Origin of the sequence: Umezawaea endophytica (genome assembly GCF_025061645.1) — a bacterium.
Classification (GTDB): Bacteria; Actinomycetota; Actinomycetes; order Mycobacteriales; family Pseudonocardiaceae; genus Umezawaea; species Umezawaea endophytica.
This window is the reverse complement of the sequence record NZ_JANYMP010000041.1, coordinates 27,963-43,949: the sequence shown is the minus strand read 5'-3', so window position 1 is coordinate 43,949 and position 15,987 is coordinate 27,963. Positions and strand designations below refer to the sequence as shown.

At 70.8% G+C, this 15,987-nt stretch carries 18 protein-coding genes; 5 read left to right on the top strand and 13 right to left on the bottom strand.

Features of this window, described 5'->3' with window-relative positions; translation table 11 throughout:
• The first annotated feature begins 2 nt into the window (after nt 1-2).
• Nucleotides 3-1,022, top strand: a complete 1,020-nt coding sequence (locus NZH93_RS45355) for a methyltransferase (RefSeq protein WP_259629561.1) — start codon at nt 3-5, stop codon at nt 1,020-1,022.
• A gap of 27 nt (nt 1,023-1,049) precedes the next feature.
• Complete coding sequence (locus NZH93_RS45350; protein WP_259629560.1) at nt 1,050-1,685, top strand: AfsR/SARP family transcriptional regulator; 636 nt, start codon at nt 1,050-1,052, stop codon at nt 1,683-1,685.
• A 62-nt stretch (nt 1,686-1,747) separates the two neighbouring features.
• Here NZH93_RS45350 and NZH93_RS45345 read toward each other — a convergent pair whose 3' ends face one another.
• From NZH93_RS45345 to NZH93_RS45290, 12 genes are all read right to left on the bottom strand, one after another.
• The gene (locus NZH93_RS45345; RefSeq protein WP_259629559.1) at nt 1,748-2,182 is read right to left on the bottom strand and encodes an acetyl-CoA carboxylase biotin carboxyl carrier protein; all 435 of its coding nucleotides are present in this window, start codon (nt 2,180-2,182) and stop codon (nt 1,748-1,750) included.
• The gene (gene accA, locus NZH93_RS45340) at nt 2,175-3,860 is read right to left on the bottom strand and encodes an acetyl-CoA carboxylase carboxyl transferase subunit alpha (protein WP_259629558.1); all 1,686 of its coding nucleotides are present in this window, start codon (nt 3,858-3,860) and stop codon (nt 2,175-2,177) included. The genes NZH93_RS45345 and accA overlap by 8 nt, the downstream gene beginning before the upstream one ends.
• 8 nt (nt 3,861-3,868) lie before the next feature.
• A complete protein-coding gene (locus tag NZH93_RS45335; protein ID WP_259629557.1) occupies nt 3,869-4,333 on the bottom strand; it encodes an SRPBCC family protein in 465 nt (154 codons plus the stop codon).
• Between the two features lies 1 nt (nt 4,334).
• On the bottom strand, nt 4,335-4,610 hold the full coding sequence (locus NZH93_RS45330) for an acyl carrier protein (protein ID WP_259629556.1): 276 nt from the start codon (nt 4,608-4,610) through the stop codon (nt 4,335-4,337).
• Nucleotides 4,611-4,697: 87 nt separating this feature from the next.
• Nucleotides 4,698-5,516 carry a hypothetical protein gene (locus NZH93_RS45325; protein ID WP_259629555.1) on the bottom strand — a complete coding sequence of 273 codons (819 nt, stop codon included), beginning with the start codon at nt 5,514-5,516 and terminating at the stop codon, nt 4,698-4,700.
• Nucleotides 5,517-5,564: 48 nt separating this feature from the next.
• On the bottom strand, nt 5,565-7,442 hold the full coding sequence (locus tag NZH93_RS45320; RefSeq protein WP_259629554.1) for an AfsR/SARP family transcriptional regulator: 1,878 nt from the start codon (nt 7,440-7,442) through the stop codon (nt 5,565-5,567).
• A 166-nt stretch (nt 7,443-7,608) separates the two neighbouring features.
• Entirely contained in the window at nt 7,609-8,883 is a 1,275-nt protein-coding gene (locus tag NZH93_RS45315) for an FAD-dependent oxidoreductase (RefSeq protein WP_259629553.1), read from the bottom strand.
• A complete protein-coding gene (locus NZH93_RS51115) occupies nt 8,880-9,128 on the bottom strand; it encodes a ferredoxin family protein (RefSeq protein WP_259629552.1) in 249 nt (82 codons plus the stop codon). The genes NZH93_RS45315 and NZH93_RS51115 overlap by 4 nt, the downstream gene beginning before the upstream one ends.
• A 13-nt stretch (nt 9,129-9,141) precedes the next feature.
• Nucleotides 9,142-9,771, bottom strand: a complete 630-nt coding sequence (locus NZH93_RS45305; RefSeq protein WP_259629551.1) for a hypothetical protein — start codon at nt 9,769-9,771, stop codon at nt 9,142-9,144.
• A gap of 229 nt (nt 9,772-10,000) precedes the next feature.
• Nucleotides 10,001-10,429 (bottom strand): MarR family winged helix-turn-helix transcriptional regulator, encoded by a 429-nt coding sequence (locus tag NZH93_RS45300; RefSeq protein WP_259629550.1) that lies wholly within the window; start codon nt 10,427-10,429, stop codon nt 10,001-10,003.
• A 10-nt stretch (nt 10,430-10,439) separates the two neighbouring features.
• Nucleotides 10,440-10,763, bottom strand: a complete 324-nt coding sequence (locus NZH93_RS45295) for an antibiotic biosynthesis monooxygenase family protein (protein ID WP_259629549.1) — start codon at nt 10,761-10,763, stop codon at nt 10,440-10,442.
• Nucleotides 10,764-10,866: 103 nt separating this feature from the next.
• Nucleotides 10,867-11,367: a MarR family winged helix-turn-helix transcriptional regulator gene (locus NZH93_RS45290; protein WP_259629548.1), complete on the bottom strand. Its 501-nt coding sequence runs from the start codon at nt 11,365-11,367 to the stop codon at nt 10,867-10,869.
• 73 nt (nt 11,368-11,440) lie between these two features.
• Between NZH93_RS45290 and NZH93_RS45285 the strand changes: the two genes are divergently transcribed.
• The 3 genes from NZH93_RS45285 to NZH93_RS45275 all read left to right on the top strand — a co-directional run bounded on the left by NZH93_RS45285 (nt 11,441) and on the right by NZH93_RS45275 (nt 15,005).
• Nucleotides 11,441-12,757 carry an MFS transporter gene (locus tag NZH93_RS45285; protein ID WP_259629547.1) on the top strand — a complete coding sequence of 439 codons (1,317 nt, stop codon included), beginning with the start codon at nt 11,441-11,443 and terminating at the stop codon, nt 12,755-12,757.
• Complete coding sequence (locus tag NZH93_RS45280) at nt 12,754-13,434, top strand: choice-of-anchor P family protein (protein WP_259629546.1); 681 nt, start codon at nt 12,754-12,756, stop codon at nt 13,432-13,434. The genes NZH93_RS45285 and NZH93_RS45280 overlap by 4 nt, the downstream gene beginning before the upstream one ends.
• 176 nt (nt 13,435-13,610) lie before the next feature.
• Nucleotides 13,611-15,005, top strand: coding sequence for an alpha/beta hydrolase family protein (locus NZH93_RS45275; RefSeq protein ID WP_259629545.1), 1,395 nt, complete (start codon nt 13,611-13,613; stop codon nt 15,003-15,005).
• Between the two features lie 46 nt (nt 15,006-15,051).
• Here NZH93_RS45275 and bla read toward each other — a convergent pair whose 3' ends face one another.
• Nucleotides 15,052-15,951: a class A beta-lactamase gene (bla, locus tag NZH93_RS45270; protein ID WP_259629544.1), complete on the bottom strand. Its 900-nt coding sequence runs from the start codon at nt 15,949-15,951 to the stop codon at nt 15,052-15,054.
• Nucleotides 15,952-15,987 lie beyond the last annotated feature (36 nt).

The window sequence follows — 15,987 nt, the reverse complement described above, 5'->3', positions numbered from 1 at the left end:
ACATGAACAATCCGCGTGAGGAGTCGCGCCCCAATCCCGCCGCCATCCTGGAACTAGGCACCGCGTTCTGGGGCGCGAAAGTGCTGCTGAGCGCGGTGGAAATCGATCTGTTCTCCACTCTGGCGGGTGAACCGCTCACCGCGGACGAGATCCGCGATCGACTCGGCGTGCACCCCAGGGCGCTCGACGACTTCCTCGGCGCGCTGTGCACGCTGGGATTGCTGATCAAGCAGGGCGACCGCTACCGCAACAACGCCGAGGCCGACATTTATCTCGACCGCGCGAAACCGACGTACCTCGGTGGTTTCCTCACGATGCTGAACTGGCAGTACGCGGGCTGGGGCAAGCTCTCCGACCTGGTGCGCACGGGCCGCATGCAGAACGACCGCGCGGCGAACTTCGAGGCGTTCTACCAGAACAGGGAAGTGCTCAAGCGGTTCATGGCGGCGATGGACGGCGCCAGCGCGGCCATCGGCCCCGCACTGGCCCACGCGGTCGACTGGACGCGGTTCACGTCGGTCGTCGACCTCGGCGGCGCGCGCGGCAACCTCGTCGCCGAGGTCGCCAAGGCCCACCCGCACCTGGACGCGGGCTGCCTCGACCTGCCGCCGATCGAGCCGCTGTTCGACGAGCACATGGACCGGTTGAAGCTGACCGGCAAGGTGCGCTTCCACGCGGCGGACTTCTTCGCCGACGAACTGCCGAGCCCGGACGCCTTCGTCTGCGGCCACGTGCTGCACGACTGGGACGCCGAGCACAACCAGCGGCTCATCGCGCGGGCGTACGAGGCGTTGCCCCTGGGTGGCGCGCTGTTCATCTACGACGCCATGATCGACGACTCCCGCCCGTCCACGCGGCGCAACCGGCTGCTCAGCCTCAACATGCAGCTCCTCACCGAGGGCGGCGCCGAGTACCCCGTGGAGACCTGCGAGTCGTGGCTGCGCACCGCCGGGTTCACCGACGTGCGGGCCCAGCCGCTGACCGCCTCGGACACGCTGGTGTCGGGCTACAAGCGGCACTGATCACGAAAGTTCTTCAATTACCCCCGGATGGCAAACCATCCGGGGGTAATTCACTTCGTACCTGGATGTCACGCACCACACACAAATGTTCATATATCATCCCTCCGTTGTTCAAAGCAGGTTCAACTGGGGGTCATAGTGAAATTTTATCTACTTGGACCGCTGCGGGTGACCGACGGTGAGTGCACGGTCACCCCGGCGGCACCGAGATTACGCAGCGTACTTGCGCTGTTATTGCTCCACAATGATCATGTCGTTTCCCCGGAGCTGATCGACGAGGAACTCTGGCCTCACGATCGGCCCGTGAACAGCAGGACCGCCGTGCGGACGTACGTCTACCAACTGGGCAAGTTGTTCAATCGCGCGCACACGCTCTTCACCGTCGAACCGAACGGTTACGCGGCGCACGCGAAATGGCACGAACTCGACATCACCGAATTCGAGTTGCTGGCGTCCAGCGGCCGCCACGCGCTCGAGGAGGGCCGGGTCCGAGACGGTTCCGCGACCCTGCGGCAGGCGTTGCGGCTGCGGTCGGGCGCGACGTTGTCCGACGTGCCGCACGGCCCGGTGCTGGGCCCGCTCGTCGAAGCCGTCGAGGCCGACGTGCACACGGTCGAAGCGCTGACCGCGGCGGCGGTCGGTCCGGCGCCGTTCGCGAACTGAAGGTCGGGGGCGAAGGGAGGCCCCCGGCCTCCCCCAGCCGCTCACGACCCGGAGGGGCGCCGCTAGACGGGTTCCAGCAGCAGCAACGGCTGCCCGTACTCCACCGGCTGGCAGTCCGAGGCCAGCACCCGCACCACGCGGCCCGACATCGTCGCCTCGACCGCGTTCATCAGCTTCATCGCCTCGACGATGGCCACCTGCTGCCCGGCCTCGACCACGTCGCCGACCGCGACGAACGGGGCCGCGCCCGGTTCCGGTGCCGCGTAGAACGTGCCGACGACTGGTGCGCAGACCTGGTGCGTGTTCGGCGCCTGGTCCTCCTCGACGGCGGCGGGCCGCACCGCCGGGCGGTCGTCCGACGGCCGCTCTCCCCAGTCGACCTCGATCCGCGCCGCGCCGAACGTGATGTCGATGCGGCGCGGCGGATGGGCGACGCCGCGCGTCATCTCGCCCACCACGCGGGACAGCGCCGCGAGCACCGCCGGGTCGTCATCCATCTCCGCTCCCATTGTCCACAGCAGACAGTCCATACCGGCGGAACCGCGCACCGCGCCGGACGATCAGGTCGTCCGCGGACGCACCGCGCAGCTCTCGCAGCGCGCACACCACCGCTCGCCGCACCAGTTCGCTGGCCGCGGACGGGTTCTCCTGCGCGCCGCCGTCCGGTTCGGGCACGACACCGTCCACCACACCGGAGCCCAGCAGCCAGCGCCCGTCGATCCGCAGCGCCTCGGCGGCCGTCGACGCCTCGGACGCGGACTTCCACAGGATCGCGGCGCACCCCTCCGGGCTGATCACGGAGTAGATCGTGTTGGCGCACATGAGGACGCGGTCGGCGATGCCCAGCGCGAGCGCTCCACCGCTGCCGCCCTCGCCGGTCACCACGGTGACGATCGGGACCGGCAGCGTGCACATGAGACGCAGGTTCTCCGCTATGGCGATCGCCTGTCCCTGCTCCTCCGCCTCCACGCCGGGGTGCGCGCCGGGCGTGTCCACCAGCGTCACCACCGGCAGTCCCAGCTTGGCCGCGAGCCGCATGAGCCTGGCCGCCTTGCGGTAGCCCGCGGGCGACGGCATGCCGAACTGGCGCGCCACCAGCTCTCGCGTCGTGTGCCCCTTCTGGTGGCCGATGACCATGACCGGCTGCCCGTCGAGCCTGCCGACGCCACCGACCACCGAGGGGCAGTCCGCGCCGAGCCGGTCGCCGCGCAGCTCGACGAACCCGTCCAGCCAGTGGCCGATGTGGTCGAGCGCCGTCGGTCTGCGCGGATCACGGGCGAGCAGCACGGTTTCCCACGCCGGGCGCGTGTCCAGCAGTTCCGGATCGCGGATCACCGGGTCGACCACGTCCGCGCCCCAGCCCGCTCCGGGCCTGCGCCGGGTGGCGAGCAGCCTGGCCAGCAGGACCCGCAGTTCGGACCGCGCCCAGATCGCGTCCACGGCACCGTGCTTGAGCAGGAAGTCCGCGGTCTGGAACCCCTTGGGCAGCTCCTGCCTGATCGTCTGCTCGATCACCCGCGGACCGGCGAACCCCATGCGGGCACGGGGTTCCGCGACGATGACGTCCGCCAGCGTCGCGAACGACGCCGCCACACCGCCGTAGGTCGGGTCGGTGACCAGGCTGACCGTGAGCAGCCCGGCCCGGTCCAGTTCGGCCATCGCGCCGCTGGTCTTGGCCATCTGCATCAGCGACAGCACGCCCTCCTGCATGCGCGCGCCGCCGGAGGCGGTCACCAGCAGCAGCGGAACCCGTGCGGCGAGTGCCCTTTCGGCCGCCGTCGTGATCGCCTCGCCCTCGGCGACACCCAGACTTCCCCCCATGAAGCGGAAGTCCATGATCGCGGCGACCAGCTCGGCACCCTCGACGTGGCCCTCCACGACCCGCACCGCGGTCGGTTCTCCCGTGCTCGCCACCGCCCGCGTGAGCCGATCCGGGTACGCGTGCTGGTCGACGAAGCCCAACGGGTCGTGTTGCGTGTGCGCCGACGAAATCGTGCGGTTGCCTTCGTCCAACAACTGCGCCACGCGTTCGCTCGGGTCGAGCCTGCCGTGCGCGCCGCAGTCGGAACACACGCTCAACAAGCGTTGGTACCGCTTGCGGTAGATCACCCCTCGGCATTCCGGGCAGACGAACCAGTCCTCCGCCCTGGGCTCCCGGCGCGCGGTCGCGCGCATGCCGGCGGTCATCGCGTCCGCGCGGCGCGGGCCGCCGCCTCCACCTTCTGCTTGATCAGCGCGAGCTGCACCGGGCTGTTGGTGTTGATCCGGTCGGTCATGCCCGCGTCGTCCACCGGTGCCTCCGGCTTCATCTCGAAGTCCTGCACCCAGCGCAGGCGAACGCCGTCCGCGTCGGGCAGGTACTCCCAGAAGATGGACATGTACTTGAACGGCCCCGTTTCCACGCGTGCGGCGCGCACCGTCCTGGCCACCGGGTCCGACGTCCGCTCGGACACCCAGCTCCACACGCGCCCCAGTTCGTCGGGGTGCATGACCAACCGGAACACCACCGTCGTGCCGCGGGTGTCGAGCACCTCGGCGGCGGCGTACTCGCTGAACAACCCCGGCCAGCTCTCGACGTCGTTCGTCATGTCCCACACCAGGTCCATCGGCGCGTCGATGGTGATCGAGTTCTCCGAGTGCCCGGTCATCTCAGGCCCCCGCGAGTCGGCTGTTGATCAGCACCACGGCCTCGCCCGGCGTCGGCGCCTCCAGCATGGCGTCGTCCGGGATCGGCACGCCGTACTCGCGCTGCACCTGCGCGGCGACTTCGAGCAGGGCCAGCGAGTCGTAGCCGAGCCCGTCGAACGCGACGTCGGAGATGTCGCTCTCCAGGTCGACACCGGCGTCGACACCCACGTTCGTCCGCATGATCCGGCGCAGGTCGTCCAAGGTGAACACCTGGCGGGTGTCTGGCGTTGCCGTCATCGTCAGTAGCTCCGTTCCTCGGAATCCTCTCCACCGCCACGGTGTCATCGAGGTGTCCAGGAGGTGTCCAGCGCTGCTGAAGAAGGTTTAGAGCCTGCGGTAGTTCAACAGGGTGAACTCCTGGCCCACCAGCACCACGTCCAGTTCCGCGCAGCCGTCGTGCCCGGCGGTCCACTCGCGGCTGCACGCCGCGAGCGACCGGACGGCGGCGACCGAGAGCACCGGGCGCGACACCTGTTCCGGTGGCACGTCGACGGTGTGCGTGCCACCGTCGGCGGGCACCGTCGCGGTGTGCTTCCGCTCGATCCGGCAGTGTTCGACGACCAGCCACGAGCCCCGCAGGACGAAGTGGTCGAAGTAGAGCCGGTCGGCGTGCGCCTCGGCCAGTCCCCAGCAGGCGCGCACGTGGATCCGGTGTCCGTTGTCCGCCACCCGCACCAGCAGCGAGGCCACCGCGGGGACGAAGCGCTGCAAGGAGAACGTGAGCCGGTGGCCCGCCCCCTCGCCGACCACCTGCCGCGCCGCGATGCCGACCAGCTCGATGACGCCGTCCCACACCGCTTCCGGGTCGATGTTGTTCCACACCGGGTTCTGCCACACCGGCCCCACCGGGCCGTCCTCGTCGCTCATCAGCAGACGGCACCGGATCGACAGCGGCACGCCCGCCTGCCCGGTGACCCGGAGGAGCGGCGTCGTCGACCGGGGCCACAGGTGCTGCTGCCACACGGCGAGCGGCGCGGTGATCACGTCCGTCCCCGGCACCGGCGCCCGTTCCGCCATCTCGGCGAGCGCCGCGAGCTCGACACCGACCAACCGGGTGTCCCGACATCGCGGGTCGTCCAGCCCGAAGTGCAGGTGACCTCCGTCCGCCCGCGCCTCGACCCGTTCGCGCCAGCCTGTGATCACATCAGTTCCTCTCTCTCACATCGGGTTCGTGGCGGCGGGGGTAGGACTTCACACCGGAACACCTGTCGCCCGCAGTGTCCGAACGGGCCTCAGGCCGATCGCGGGGGAACCGGGAGGCGCGTCGATCATCGTCGCCGCCTTCCTGAGCACCGGGCGGAAGCGGTAGCGGAAGTTGTCCGGGTGGTGGCCGGCTTCCGGTCCGTCGACCTCCAGCAGCCCGACCTCGACGAGTTCGTCGAGCAGCCCCTCGGCGTCGAACTCCCCGATCGGCAGGGCACCGGCCACGCGCGCGGCGGTGATGTCGCCGTCGATCTCGGCGGCCCGCCGGACGACCAGGAACGCCTCGGGCGACATCGTCCGGCAGGTGCGCTCGACGCTGGCCAGCAGATCCAGCTCGGGCACACCGGCCCTCATCACGAACGCCGACTCCCTGGTGGCGCGGTCGACCAGCTTCCGGATCGGCCAGTACGGCCGCAGCTCCAGCCGCCACAGCGCGGCCCGGATCACCTGCGGGAAACCGTCGGAGAACTCCGCGAGCCGCACCGCCGCCTTCGGCTCCTGCGCGAGCCGTTGCCTGCCGAGCACGTTGACCATCAGCTCCAGCACGTCGACCACGTCGAGCGGGGTGAGGCCGATCGACCGCGTGACCGCCGGGTCGGCGAGTCTTCGCCTGCTGGTCACCAGCACCGCGCAGCCGGGGCCGCTCGGCAGCAGCGCGCGCAACTGGTCGTCGGACACCACGTCGTCGAGGACGATCAGCGTGCGCCTGCCCGCGGTCCAGCTCCGGAACATCCGGACGCGCTCGTCGAGCGACGCCGTCTCGACCTCCTCGGCGGACGCGCGACTCCCCCACGCCCGCAGGAAGTCCGCGAGGACGTCGGCCGGGTCGACGGGGTCTCCGGACGGCGTGACGAGCCGCGCGTAGAGCTGCCCGTCGGGGAACTCGGCGCGCACCCGGTGCGCGGTGTGCACGCCGAACGCCGACTTGCCGACACCGGGAGGTCCGAACGCGACCACCACCGCCGGCGCCGACCGCCCGGACGAGGTCAGCACCTCCGACGTGCGCGCGACCTGGGCGTCGCGGCCGATCAGCAGCGTCACGTCGGGTGGGAGGTGGCAGGGCGGCTGGGCGAACCCGGCCGCGCTCGGCGGCGGCGCGTCCGTCGTCGCGACCGGGTCGAACGAGTCGTCCGCGGCGAGCACCGCCTGGTGCGCCTGGCGCAGGTCGAGGCAGGGTTCGAGGCCGAGTTCGTTCCGCAGCACCGCGCTCGTCCGCTGGTAGACCTGCAACGCCTCGCTGCGCCTGCCCGCCCGGTACAGCGCGAGCATCAGCTTGGTCTGGAAGCCCTCGTGCGTCGGGTTCGCGGTCGCCAGACCGGTGAGCTCGCCGATCAGCTCGTGGTGGCGGCCGAGTTCCAGTTCCAGGTCGATCCGCAGTTCCATGACACCGCGGCAGAGTTCCTCCAGCAGCACGGCCTCCGCCTGGAGGACGGGTCCGCGCCGGATGTCCGAGAGCACGGAGCCGCGCCACAGCCGCAGCGCCTCCCGCAGGGTCGTCACGGCGGCGACGGTGTCCCCCGCCGCGAGGTGGGCGCGTCCCCGCTGCGCGTCGACGGTGAAGCGGTCGACGTCGAGCGCGTCGGGCGGCAGTTCCAGCAGGTAGCCGCCCCGTGACGTGTGCAGCCCGACCGGTCCCGAGTCCCGTTGTTCGACCAGTCGGAGCGTCTTGCGGAGTTGGTAGGCGTAGGTCTGCACGGTCGTGGTCGCGGTGGACGGCGGCCGGTCCTCCCACAGCTCCTCGATGATCTGCTCCATGCTGACCGTGCGGTTCGCCTGGAGGGACAACAATGCGAGGAGCTGTCGAAGCTTCGGTGCCGAAGGGGTCAGCTCCACACCGGACACGACTATTTCGAATGGACCGAGCACGCCAACCTTCATGAAAGCCCCCAATAATCGGCTTGAATCAGCCTTCCGGCGATGCCCCACCCCTGGCACATACACCGCTACCCGAAATTAGTGTGGTTTATTTTCCGACGCTCTTCAAGCAGAATGGAATAATTCCACGCACCGGCGCATACTCCGGCCTCGGATATCAGCCGCAGATGGCCAGCATGGCGGGCAGGTCGGTGATTTTCGCCCGTGCCCGTCCCTGGCGCCTGCCCAGTTCGGCCTCGTGCGCGTCGAGGCGCGTCCACCCCGCCCAGGTCACCGGACGCACGCCGCGCCGTTCGAGCAGCGCGGTCACCGCGGCCGGGTCCGGTTCGGCGGGTCGGGGCAGTCCGGGCAGGTCGGCCAGCAGGGAGGCGACGGTCTCGCCCGCGTCGGCCTTGTTGGTGCCGATCACGCCGGTCGCCCCGCGTTTCAGCCACCCGGCCACGTACGCCCCCGGCACGCCGAGCACCCGGCCGCGCTCGTGCGGGACGGTGCCGGTGACCTCGTCGAACGGCAGCCCCAGCAGCGGTGTGCCGCGGTGGCCGATGGCGTACAGGACGGCGTCCACCGGCAGCCTCTCCCCGCCCGGTTCCAGCAGCAGGGCGTCGACCCGGTCCCGCCCGCACACCTCGACCAGCCGCGTGCGGAACCACAGGTGCAGCCGTCGCGCCGCGTCCCCTCCCGGACGCCCCGCCCACTCGCGGAGGATCTCGACGTTGGTCCGGGCGGCGCGGTCACCGGCGACGACGCCCGCCTCGTCCGCCGACGGTTCCAGGTCGTCGGGCCGCACCAGCACGTCGACGCCCAGTTCTCCCAGCTCGCGCAGCTCGACCGGGGTGAACTTCGCCCGCGCGGGACCGCGTCGGGCGATCAGGTGCACGTCGGTGACCCGGCTGCGGCTCAACGCCGCGAGCACGGCGTCCGGCAGTTCGGTGTCGGCCAGGGCGCGGGCGTCCTTGAGCAGCATCCGCGCGGTGTCGAGCGCGACGTTGCCCGCGCCGATCACCGCGATCCGCCTCGCGTCGAGCAGCTCCTCCGCGCTGACGGCGTCCGGGTGGCCGCCGTACCAGGCGACGAAGTCCGCCGCAGGCGCGCTGCCGGGCAGGTCGTCGCCGGGTACCCCCGGCCGCAGGCCCCGCGCCGCGCCGGTCGCGTAGACCACCGCGTCGTAGTGCCCGCGGATGTCGGCCACGGTCAGGTCGACGCCGACCGTCACGTTGCCCAGGAAGCGCACCGACTCCGCCGAGAACGGCCTGGCGAGCACGCGGGTCACCGACTTGATCTTCGGGTGGTCCGGCGCGACCCCGTACCTGACCAGGCCGTACGGCGTCGGCAGGCGGTCCGCCACGTCGACGCCCACGTCCGCCGCCGCCAGCGTGGCGGCGGCGTAGAGCCCGGCGGGCCCGGCGCCCACGACGAGGACGCGGGGGCTCACGACGAGCCGTCCGACCGGAAGAACGACCGGGCGGCCCCGATCGCGTCGACCTCCTCGGCGGGCACCTCGTCCTCGGTGAAGATCGCGTCCACCGGGCAGATCGGCACGCAGGCCCCGCAGTCGATGCACTCGACCGGGTCGATCATCATCTGCTCGCCCGCGTCGTGGATGCAGTCGACCGGGCAGACGGTCACGCAGGACTCGTCCTTCGTCCCGACGCAGCGACTCGTGATCGTGTAGGTCATCGCGGTGCTCCCGTCACTCCGACTTGGCTGCCACTTGAGCGCCGCGAACCGGCGCGGGGACCCGTCGCGCGGCGCGCAGCCTGCGTCCGCGGTAGATCGCGAACCCGATCGCGGCACCCAGCGTGAGCAGCGGGTACTCCACCCGCGCGAGGTACTCGACGATCGGCACGGCGAGCGCGACGAGGAACACCCGCGCGTCCGGGTTCCACTCGGCCCGCCGCACCGCGGCGCGCTTCGTCCGCTCCTGGCCCGCGTTGCGCCTGCCCCACGGCTTCTCGATCGAGATCCACACCATCAGCGCCAGGGTCGCGAGCGTCCAGCCGGTGCCGATGAACATCGGGGTGACCGACCAGCTCTCCCCCACCTTCGCCGCCTCGACGACGCGCTCCAGCGTCTTGCCGAGGTAGATGCTGCCCAGCAGGATCGCGATCAGCGTCAGCCAGAACTTCACGGTCACCCACCAGTGCCGGAAGTAGCCCCACGGCGTGAGCGCGGACAGCATCAGCCCCGTGTACGCGGTGCTGATCCCCAGCGGGTCCAGGATCTCGTTCTCCAGGAACAGCGAGGTTTCCAGCGTGACCAACTGGTCGTGCGGATCCATGCCGAGCACTCGACCGAGCAGCACCAGTTGCACAATCGCCATCGCGCACCAGCCGACCGACGAGATCACGTGTAACCAGACCATCAGGTGTTTGGCGTTCTTTGCCGTGAAATTCTTCATGTGACAACCTTGCCGAAGGTCGGGAACAGCGACCATCAGGACATTCCCTGACCGTCGGAGAATTCGCCCCCTAAGGGTCGATCAAGGCTTTTTTGGACATCACAAATGGACCGGACATCGCCCGGTCCATAGTGACGCTATTTATTCCTCATCAGCGTTCAACAACGCGCAGAAGAATGGCGTGCAGCTCTTGTCGTTGGGTGTCGTCGAGCTTGCCGAGCACGGGTACGTCCACGGCGAGCCGCTGCCGCAACCGCGTCTGGAGCCGCTTCCCCTCCTCGGTGAGGACGACCTGCTTGACCCGCCGGTCGTTCGGCAGCGGGTTCCGCTCGACGAGACCCCTCGCGTGCAACCCGTCGATGATCCCGGTCATGTTCGAGGCGTCGCAGCGCAGTCGTGCCGCGAGGTCGCGCATCGAGACGGGGCCGTTGATCCTCAGCAGCGTCCTGGCCTGCGGCACCTGGAGTTCGAGCGCTCCGGTGACCACCGCGAACTGCGCCTTGACCCGGTCGGTCAGTTCGAAGAGCAGGTCGACGACCTCGACGACCGGTGCAGGCCGCTGCTGGGATCCAGGGGACATGGCGGCGAGGCTAGCCCCCGGCGACCTCTGCACGTGCCTGGTCACCCTCCTTCGCCACCTCGTACACCCGGCGTTCCAACACCCGCCAGTACGGCCGCATCGGTGTGGTCGTGTCGCGGTGCACCGGGGCGTCCTCCCACGCCAGGAAGTGCTCGGTGCTCTCCCACTCGCTGAGCAGGACGTAGCGCTCCGGCTCGTCGTGGTCGCGCAGCAACTGGTCGCCCAAGTGTCCGGGTACGTCGGCCACCTTGCTCGTCACCTCGGCGTACGCCCTCTCGAACGCCTCCGCGTGCTCCACGGCGACCCGCGCGGACACCATCACCCGTGCAGTCATGCCTCCCCCTCCGTCGGCTCCAGCGCACACCATCCACCAAGATACTGGTTGAGGTCAACTATTGTTAGCGTCCGCAAATGTCAGACGAGGGCATCTGACGACGTCAGCCGGGGTAGTCCGTGTCCGCCGCGGGCACGGTCCGCAGCAGCAACTCGTGCAGCAGCGCCCGCTCGCCCTCGTCCAGCTCCCCCAGCAGTTCGGCGTGGGCCTCCGCCACGAGCCGGTCGGCCAGCGCGAGCGCGCGCTCCCCCGCCTCGGTCAGCCGCAACGCGTACCGGCGGCGGTCGTTGCGGTCCCGCGTGCGGGAGATCAGGTCCGCGGCCTCGGCCTCGTCGGCGATGCCGATCATCGTGGTGCGGTCGATGCGGAGCAGGTCGGCGATGGCCTGCTGGGAGATCGGCTTGCGCGCGTCGACGACGGCGAGCACCGCGTGCAGCCTCGGGCTCAGCCCCTCGACCTCGAGCCTGCGGGCGAGCAGCACCCACCCGCGCTGCACGGCCCTCGACATCACGTACATCGGCCAGCGCGTCAGCTCCTCCGGCAGCCGGGGGCCGCTGGCGTACAGGTCCGCGTCCGACGGTATTTCCCGAACCCGCTTCTCCATCGGGCCATCATCGCGCATACTCACAAACCATCAGCTCAACTGAGGATCAGCCGAACTGATGATTGGAGGACCCGTGCGCCAGTGGGCACCGCTCTGGGCGGTCTGCGCCGGAGCCGCCATGCTCCTGTTCGACGTGACGATCGTGCACGTGGCGCTGCCGAGCACCGGCGCGGACCTGCACGCGTCGCTCAGCGACCTGCAATGGGTCGTCGACGTCTACGCGCTGGTGCTCGCGGCGCTGCTGCTGACCTCGGGCGCGCTGGCCGACCGGTTCGGCGGGCGCAGGCTCTTCACGCTGGGGCTCGGCGTGTTCGGGGCCGCGTCGCTGGCCTGCGCGCTCGCCCCGGAGCCCTGGTTCCTGATCACCGCCCGCGCGGTGCAGGGCGTGGGCGCGGCATGCGTGTTCGCCACCGGTCCGGCGCTGCTGCACCAGGCCTACGAGGGACGGGCGCGGGGCATCGCGTTCGGCGTGTGGGGCGCGGTCAGCGGTGCCGCCGCGGCGGCGGGCCCGCTGGTCGGCGGAGTGCTGACCCACCAGTTGAACTGGCGCTGGGTGTTCCTGGTGAACGTGCCGGTGAGCGTGCTGGCCGTGGTGCTCGCGATGACCGCCTTCACCCGGTCCCCCACCGCCGCCGACCGCGGGCTCGACCTGCTGGGCACGGCGTGCTTCGCCGCCGCCACCGGCTCGGTGATCTACGCGCTGATCCGCGGCGACCGGATCCTGTTCGGTGTCGCGCTCGCCGCCCTGGTCGCCTTCGTGCTGGTCGAACGACGGCACCCGCACCCGGTGCTGGACCTCCGCCTGCTGCGCAGCCCGGCGTTCACCGGGGTCAGCCTGGCGGCGTTGACGCTGTCCCTCTCCGCGTACTCCGGCCTGCTGTACGTGTCGCTGCGACTGCGGGGCGACGGCCTGTCCGCGCTCCAGACCGGGCTCGCGCTCGCGCCGCTCGGCGTCACCGCGCTCGTGGTGTCGTCGCTCTTCGGCCGCGGGCTGCACGACACCTCGCCGCGCCTGCCGATAGCGGGAGGCCTGCTGCTCGTCGCCGCCGGGACCCTGACCATGACCGTCGCGAGCTGGCAGTTCGTGGTCGTCGGCACCGCGGTCGCGGGCACCGGCATCGGCCTGGTCAGCCCGATGCTGGCCAAGACCGCCATCGGCGCGGTCCCCGGCGACCGCGCGGGCATGGCCACCGCCGCCAACGCCGCGTGCCGCCAGATCGGCACGGCCGTCGGCATCGCGATGCTCGGCCCGATCTTCCAGGCCCACGGGCTGCGCGCGGCGTTCGCCGTGTGCGCCGGCATGGCCCTGCTCGGGTCCGCCCTCTCGTTCGCGCTGCTGCGCCACCCGCACAGCGCCGTACCCCGACAACCAGTCAGGAGTTCCCCATGAGAACACCGTCCCGATTACGGTTGCTGGCCGTGACGGTCGGACTCGCCGCCGCGGCAGTGATCGCCGCACCCGCGACCAGCTCCGCACAGGACGCGCCGCGCGCCGGGCTGTTCCTCTGCCAGAGCAGCCTGCTGAAGCTGTCCAGCCAGTCCTGGACGCAGGCCAACCCGCCGCTGAACCCGTGCGCGGACGACTTCCGGGCACTCGACCGGCAGGACATCTCGGTCTCGATCTTCCGGTTGCAGACCAGCCTCATCGACGTGCGCACCGACCAGACCCCCGACGTGCTCACCGCGTCCCCGCCCGCGGCGAACGACCTCGCGTTCGCCAGCGCGCGCGTCGCCTCCATCCGGCTCACCGGCACCTCGATCGGCACCATCGAGTTCGGTGCCGTCCACGCCGACGCGACCACGACGTGCGTGCCGGGCGACGGCGGACTCGTGCCCACGTTCGCCAGCCGGTCCACGATCGCCACGTTGCGCATCAACGGGACCCCGGTCCTGAACCTGACCGGTCCGGTCAACATCCCGCTGTCGTTCGGCACCCTGAGGCTGAACCAGACCGAGACCACCTCGACCGGCCTCGTGCGCAGGGGTGCCGTGTGGGACACCCCGCTGTTCGACGTCATCCTCGCCGAGGCGAAGGTCAGCGTCTCCGGCAACCCGTGCCGGGCCTGAACCGGTCCCGGCGGACGAGCGGGTAGTCCCCGCGAGGTCGGGGGCTACCCGCTTTCGCGCGCCGACGGCGAGAACATGCCCCGTTGAGCACTTCCCATCGACTCCTGATGCTATAGCGTAAATGCTTGCTATAGGTTAATGCGGCCAAAGGCGCCCGCTGACGAAGGAGTTGGGGCTTGAAGACGTCTGGTGGATTTCGACGGCTCTCGGCGGTGGCCGTGGTCGCCGCGGCTGTGCTCACGGGTGTGCCCGCGGTCGCCACCGGTGCCGCGCAGCCCGCGAGCTGTCCGGGTGAGCTGGGTGGGACGGCCAGGTGCTACACGGGCCGGGACGCGAACGGCGCCTACTACGCGATGGCCGTGCCGAAGCGGTGGAACGGGTCCCTGGTGGTGCACGCGCACGGGGGCCCGGACTTCTCGTACGACGAGTCGTCACCCGTCGAGGACCTCGACCGGTGGGCGGTGATGGTCGACGAGGGGTACGCGTGGGTCGGGTCGTCGTACCGGCGCGGCGGGTACGGGGTCCGGATGGCCGCCGCCGACACGGAGAACGCGCGGCGGCTGTTCGTGGAGCGGTTCGGGCGGCCTGAGCGGACGTACCTGCACGGGCAGTCGTGGGGTGGGAACGTGGCCGCCAAGGTGGCCGAGACCCACGACTCCTACGACGGGGTGCTGCTGACCAACGGGCTGCTGGCGGGCGGGTCGCGGGGGTACGACGCCAGGGTGGACCTGCGGGTGGTCTACCAGTACTACTGCCGGAACCTGCCCCGGCCCGCGGAGGCGCTGTACCCGTTGTGGCAGGGGCTCCCGGTGGACTCGGAGATGACGCCGGAGGACGTCCACGCCCGGTTGCAGGAGTGCACGGGGATCGACTCGGCTCCCGCGGCGAGGACCGCGGAGCAGCAGCGGAACCTGGACGACATCGTTGGTGTCACACGGCTTCCGGAGCGGGCGTTGGACGCGCACCTGCTGTACGCGACGTTCCTGTTCCAGGACGTCGTGTGGAAGCGGTTGGGCGGGCGCAACCCGTTCGGCAACGTCGGGGTGCGGTACGACGGGTCGCACGACGACGCCGCGCTCAACGCCGGGGTGGAACGGTTCTCGGCCGACGCCGCGGCCCGTCGCGACCTCTCGTACGACAGCGACCTGACCGGGCGGGTCTCGGTGCCCGTGCTGACGATGCACGCGATCGACGACCCGCAGGTGTTCGTGGAGAACGAGTCGGCGTACCGAGCGACCCTCCAGGGCGCGGGGCACGGCGGGAACCTCGTTCAGACGTACACGAAGGAGAGTGAGCACAGCGAGCTCAGCGACTCCGAGTACGCGAACTCCCTCTCCGCGCTCGACGCGTGGGTGCGTTCCGGGCGCAAGCCGTCGGCGCGGTCGATCGCGGAGTCGTGCGGGGCGTTCGACAGCACGTACGGCGAGGGGTGCTTCTACGACCCGGAGTTCCGGCCCTCGCCGTTCGACGCGAAGATCCGGCCCCGGCCCAGTGGGACGCGCTGGCCGGCGATGACGGCCGCGCAGGAGTGCGCGTGGAGCCGGGTTCCCGGCGTCGGGATCGCCTCCTAGGACCGGGAGCGGGTGCCCGATCCCAGGCACCCGCTCCCGTCAAGGACTACCTCGCGCCCAGCGCTTCCACCACGACCTCCGTCGCGCGGGCCAGGAGCGCGTCGTCGCGGGCGGCGTCGACGGTGCTCCGGTCGGACAGCACGGCCAGCACGATCGGGGCGCGGTTCGGCGGCCAGAGGACGGCGATGTCGTTGCGGGTGCCGTACGCGGCACTGCCGGTCTTGTCGCCGACTACCCAGCCGCCGGGCACCCCGGCTCGGATCGCCTTGTCGCCGGTGGTGCTGCGGCGCAACAGGTCCACCAGCACGTCGCGCTTCTCGGCGGGCAGCACGTCGTCCACGGCGACGGCGCGCAGGTCCGCGGCGAGCACCCGCGGTGTGCTGGTGTCGCGGAGGTCGCCGGGCAACGTGTCGTTCAGCTCCGGTTCGATCCGGTCGACGTGCGTCGTGGTGTCGCCGATCCCGCGCAGGACCTCGCCCAGCGCCGCCGGGCCGCCCAGTTCGCGGAACAGCAGGTTGCCCGCGGTGTTGTCGCTGAACCGGACCGCGGCGTCGGCGATCTCGCGCAGCGTCATGCCGGTGTCGACGTGCTTCTCCGAGACCGGCGAGTTCGACACCAGGTCGGCCGCGGTGTAGGTGATGACCTCCTCCAGCTCGGGCAGCGTGTTCATCCGGATCACGGCCGCGGCGGACAGGGCCTTGTGGGTGGAGGCGTAGGCGAAGCGCTCACCGTCGCGGTAGGACACCTCGCGGCCGGTGCCGGTGTCGATCGCGTGGACGCCCAGGCGGGCGTCGAACGTCTTCTCCAGCTCGGCGAAGTCCGCCGTCGACGGCGCGGCGGTGGACGACGGCGGGGCGGTCGTCGGGGTGGCCGCCGCGGTGCAGGCGGTCAACGCGGTCGCGACGAGCGCCGCCGCGACCGCGCGGCGCACCAGGTGGTTCGTCACCGGGAATCCCTTCGTAGTGATCGGATCCGCAGTCTC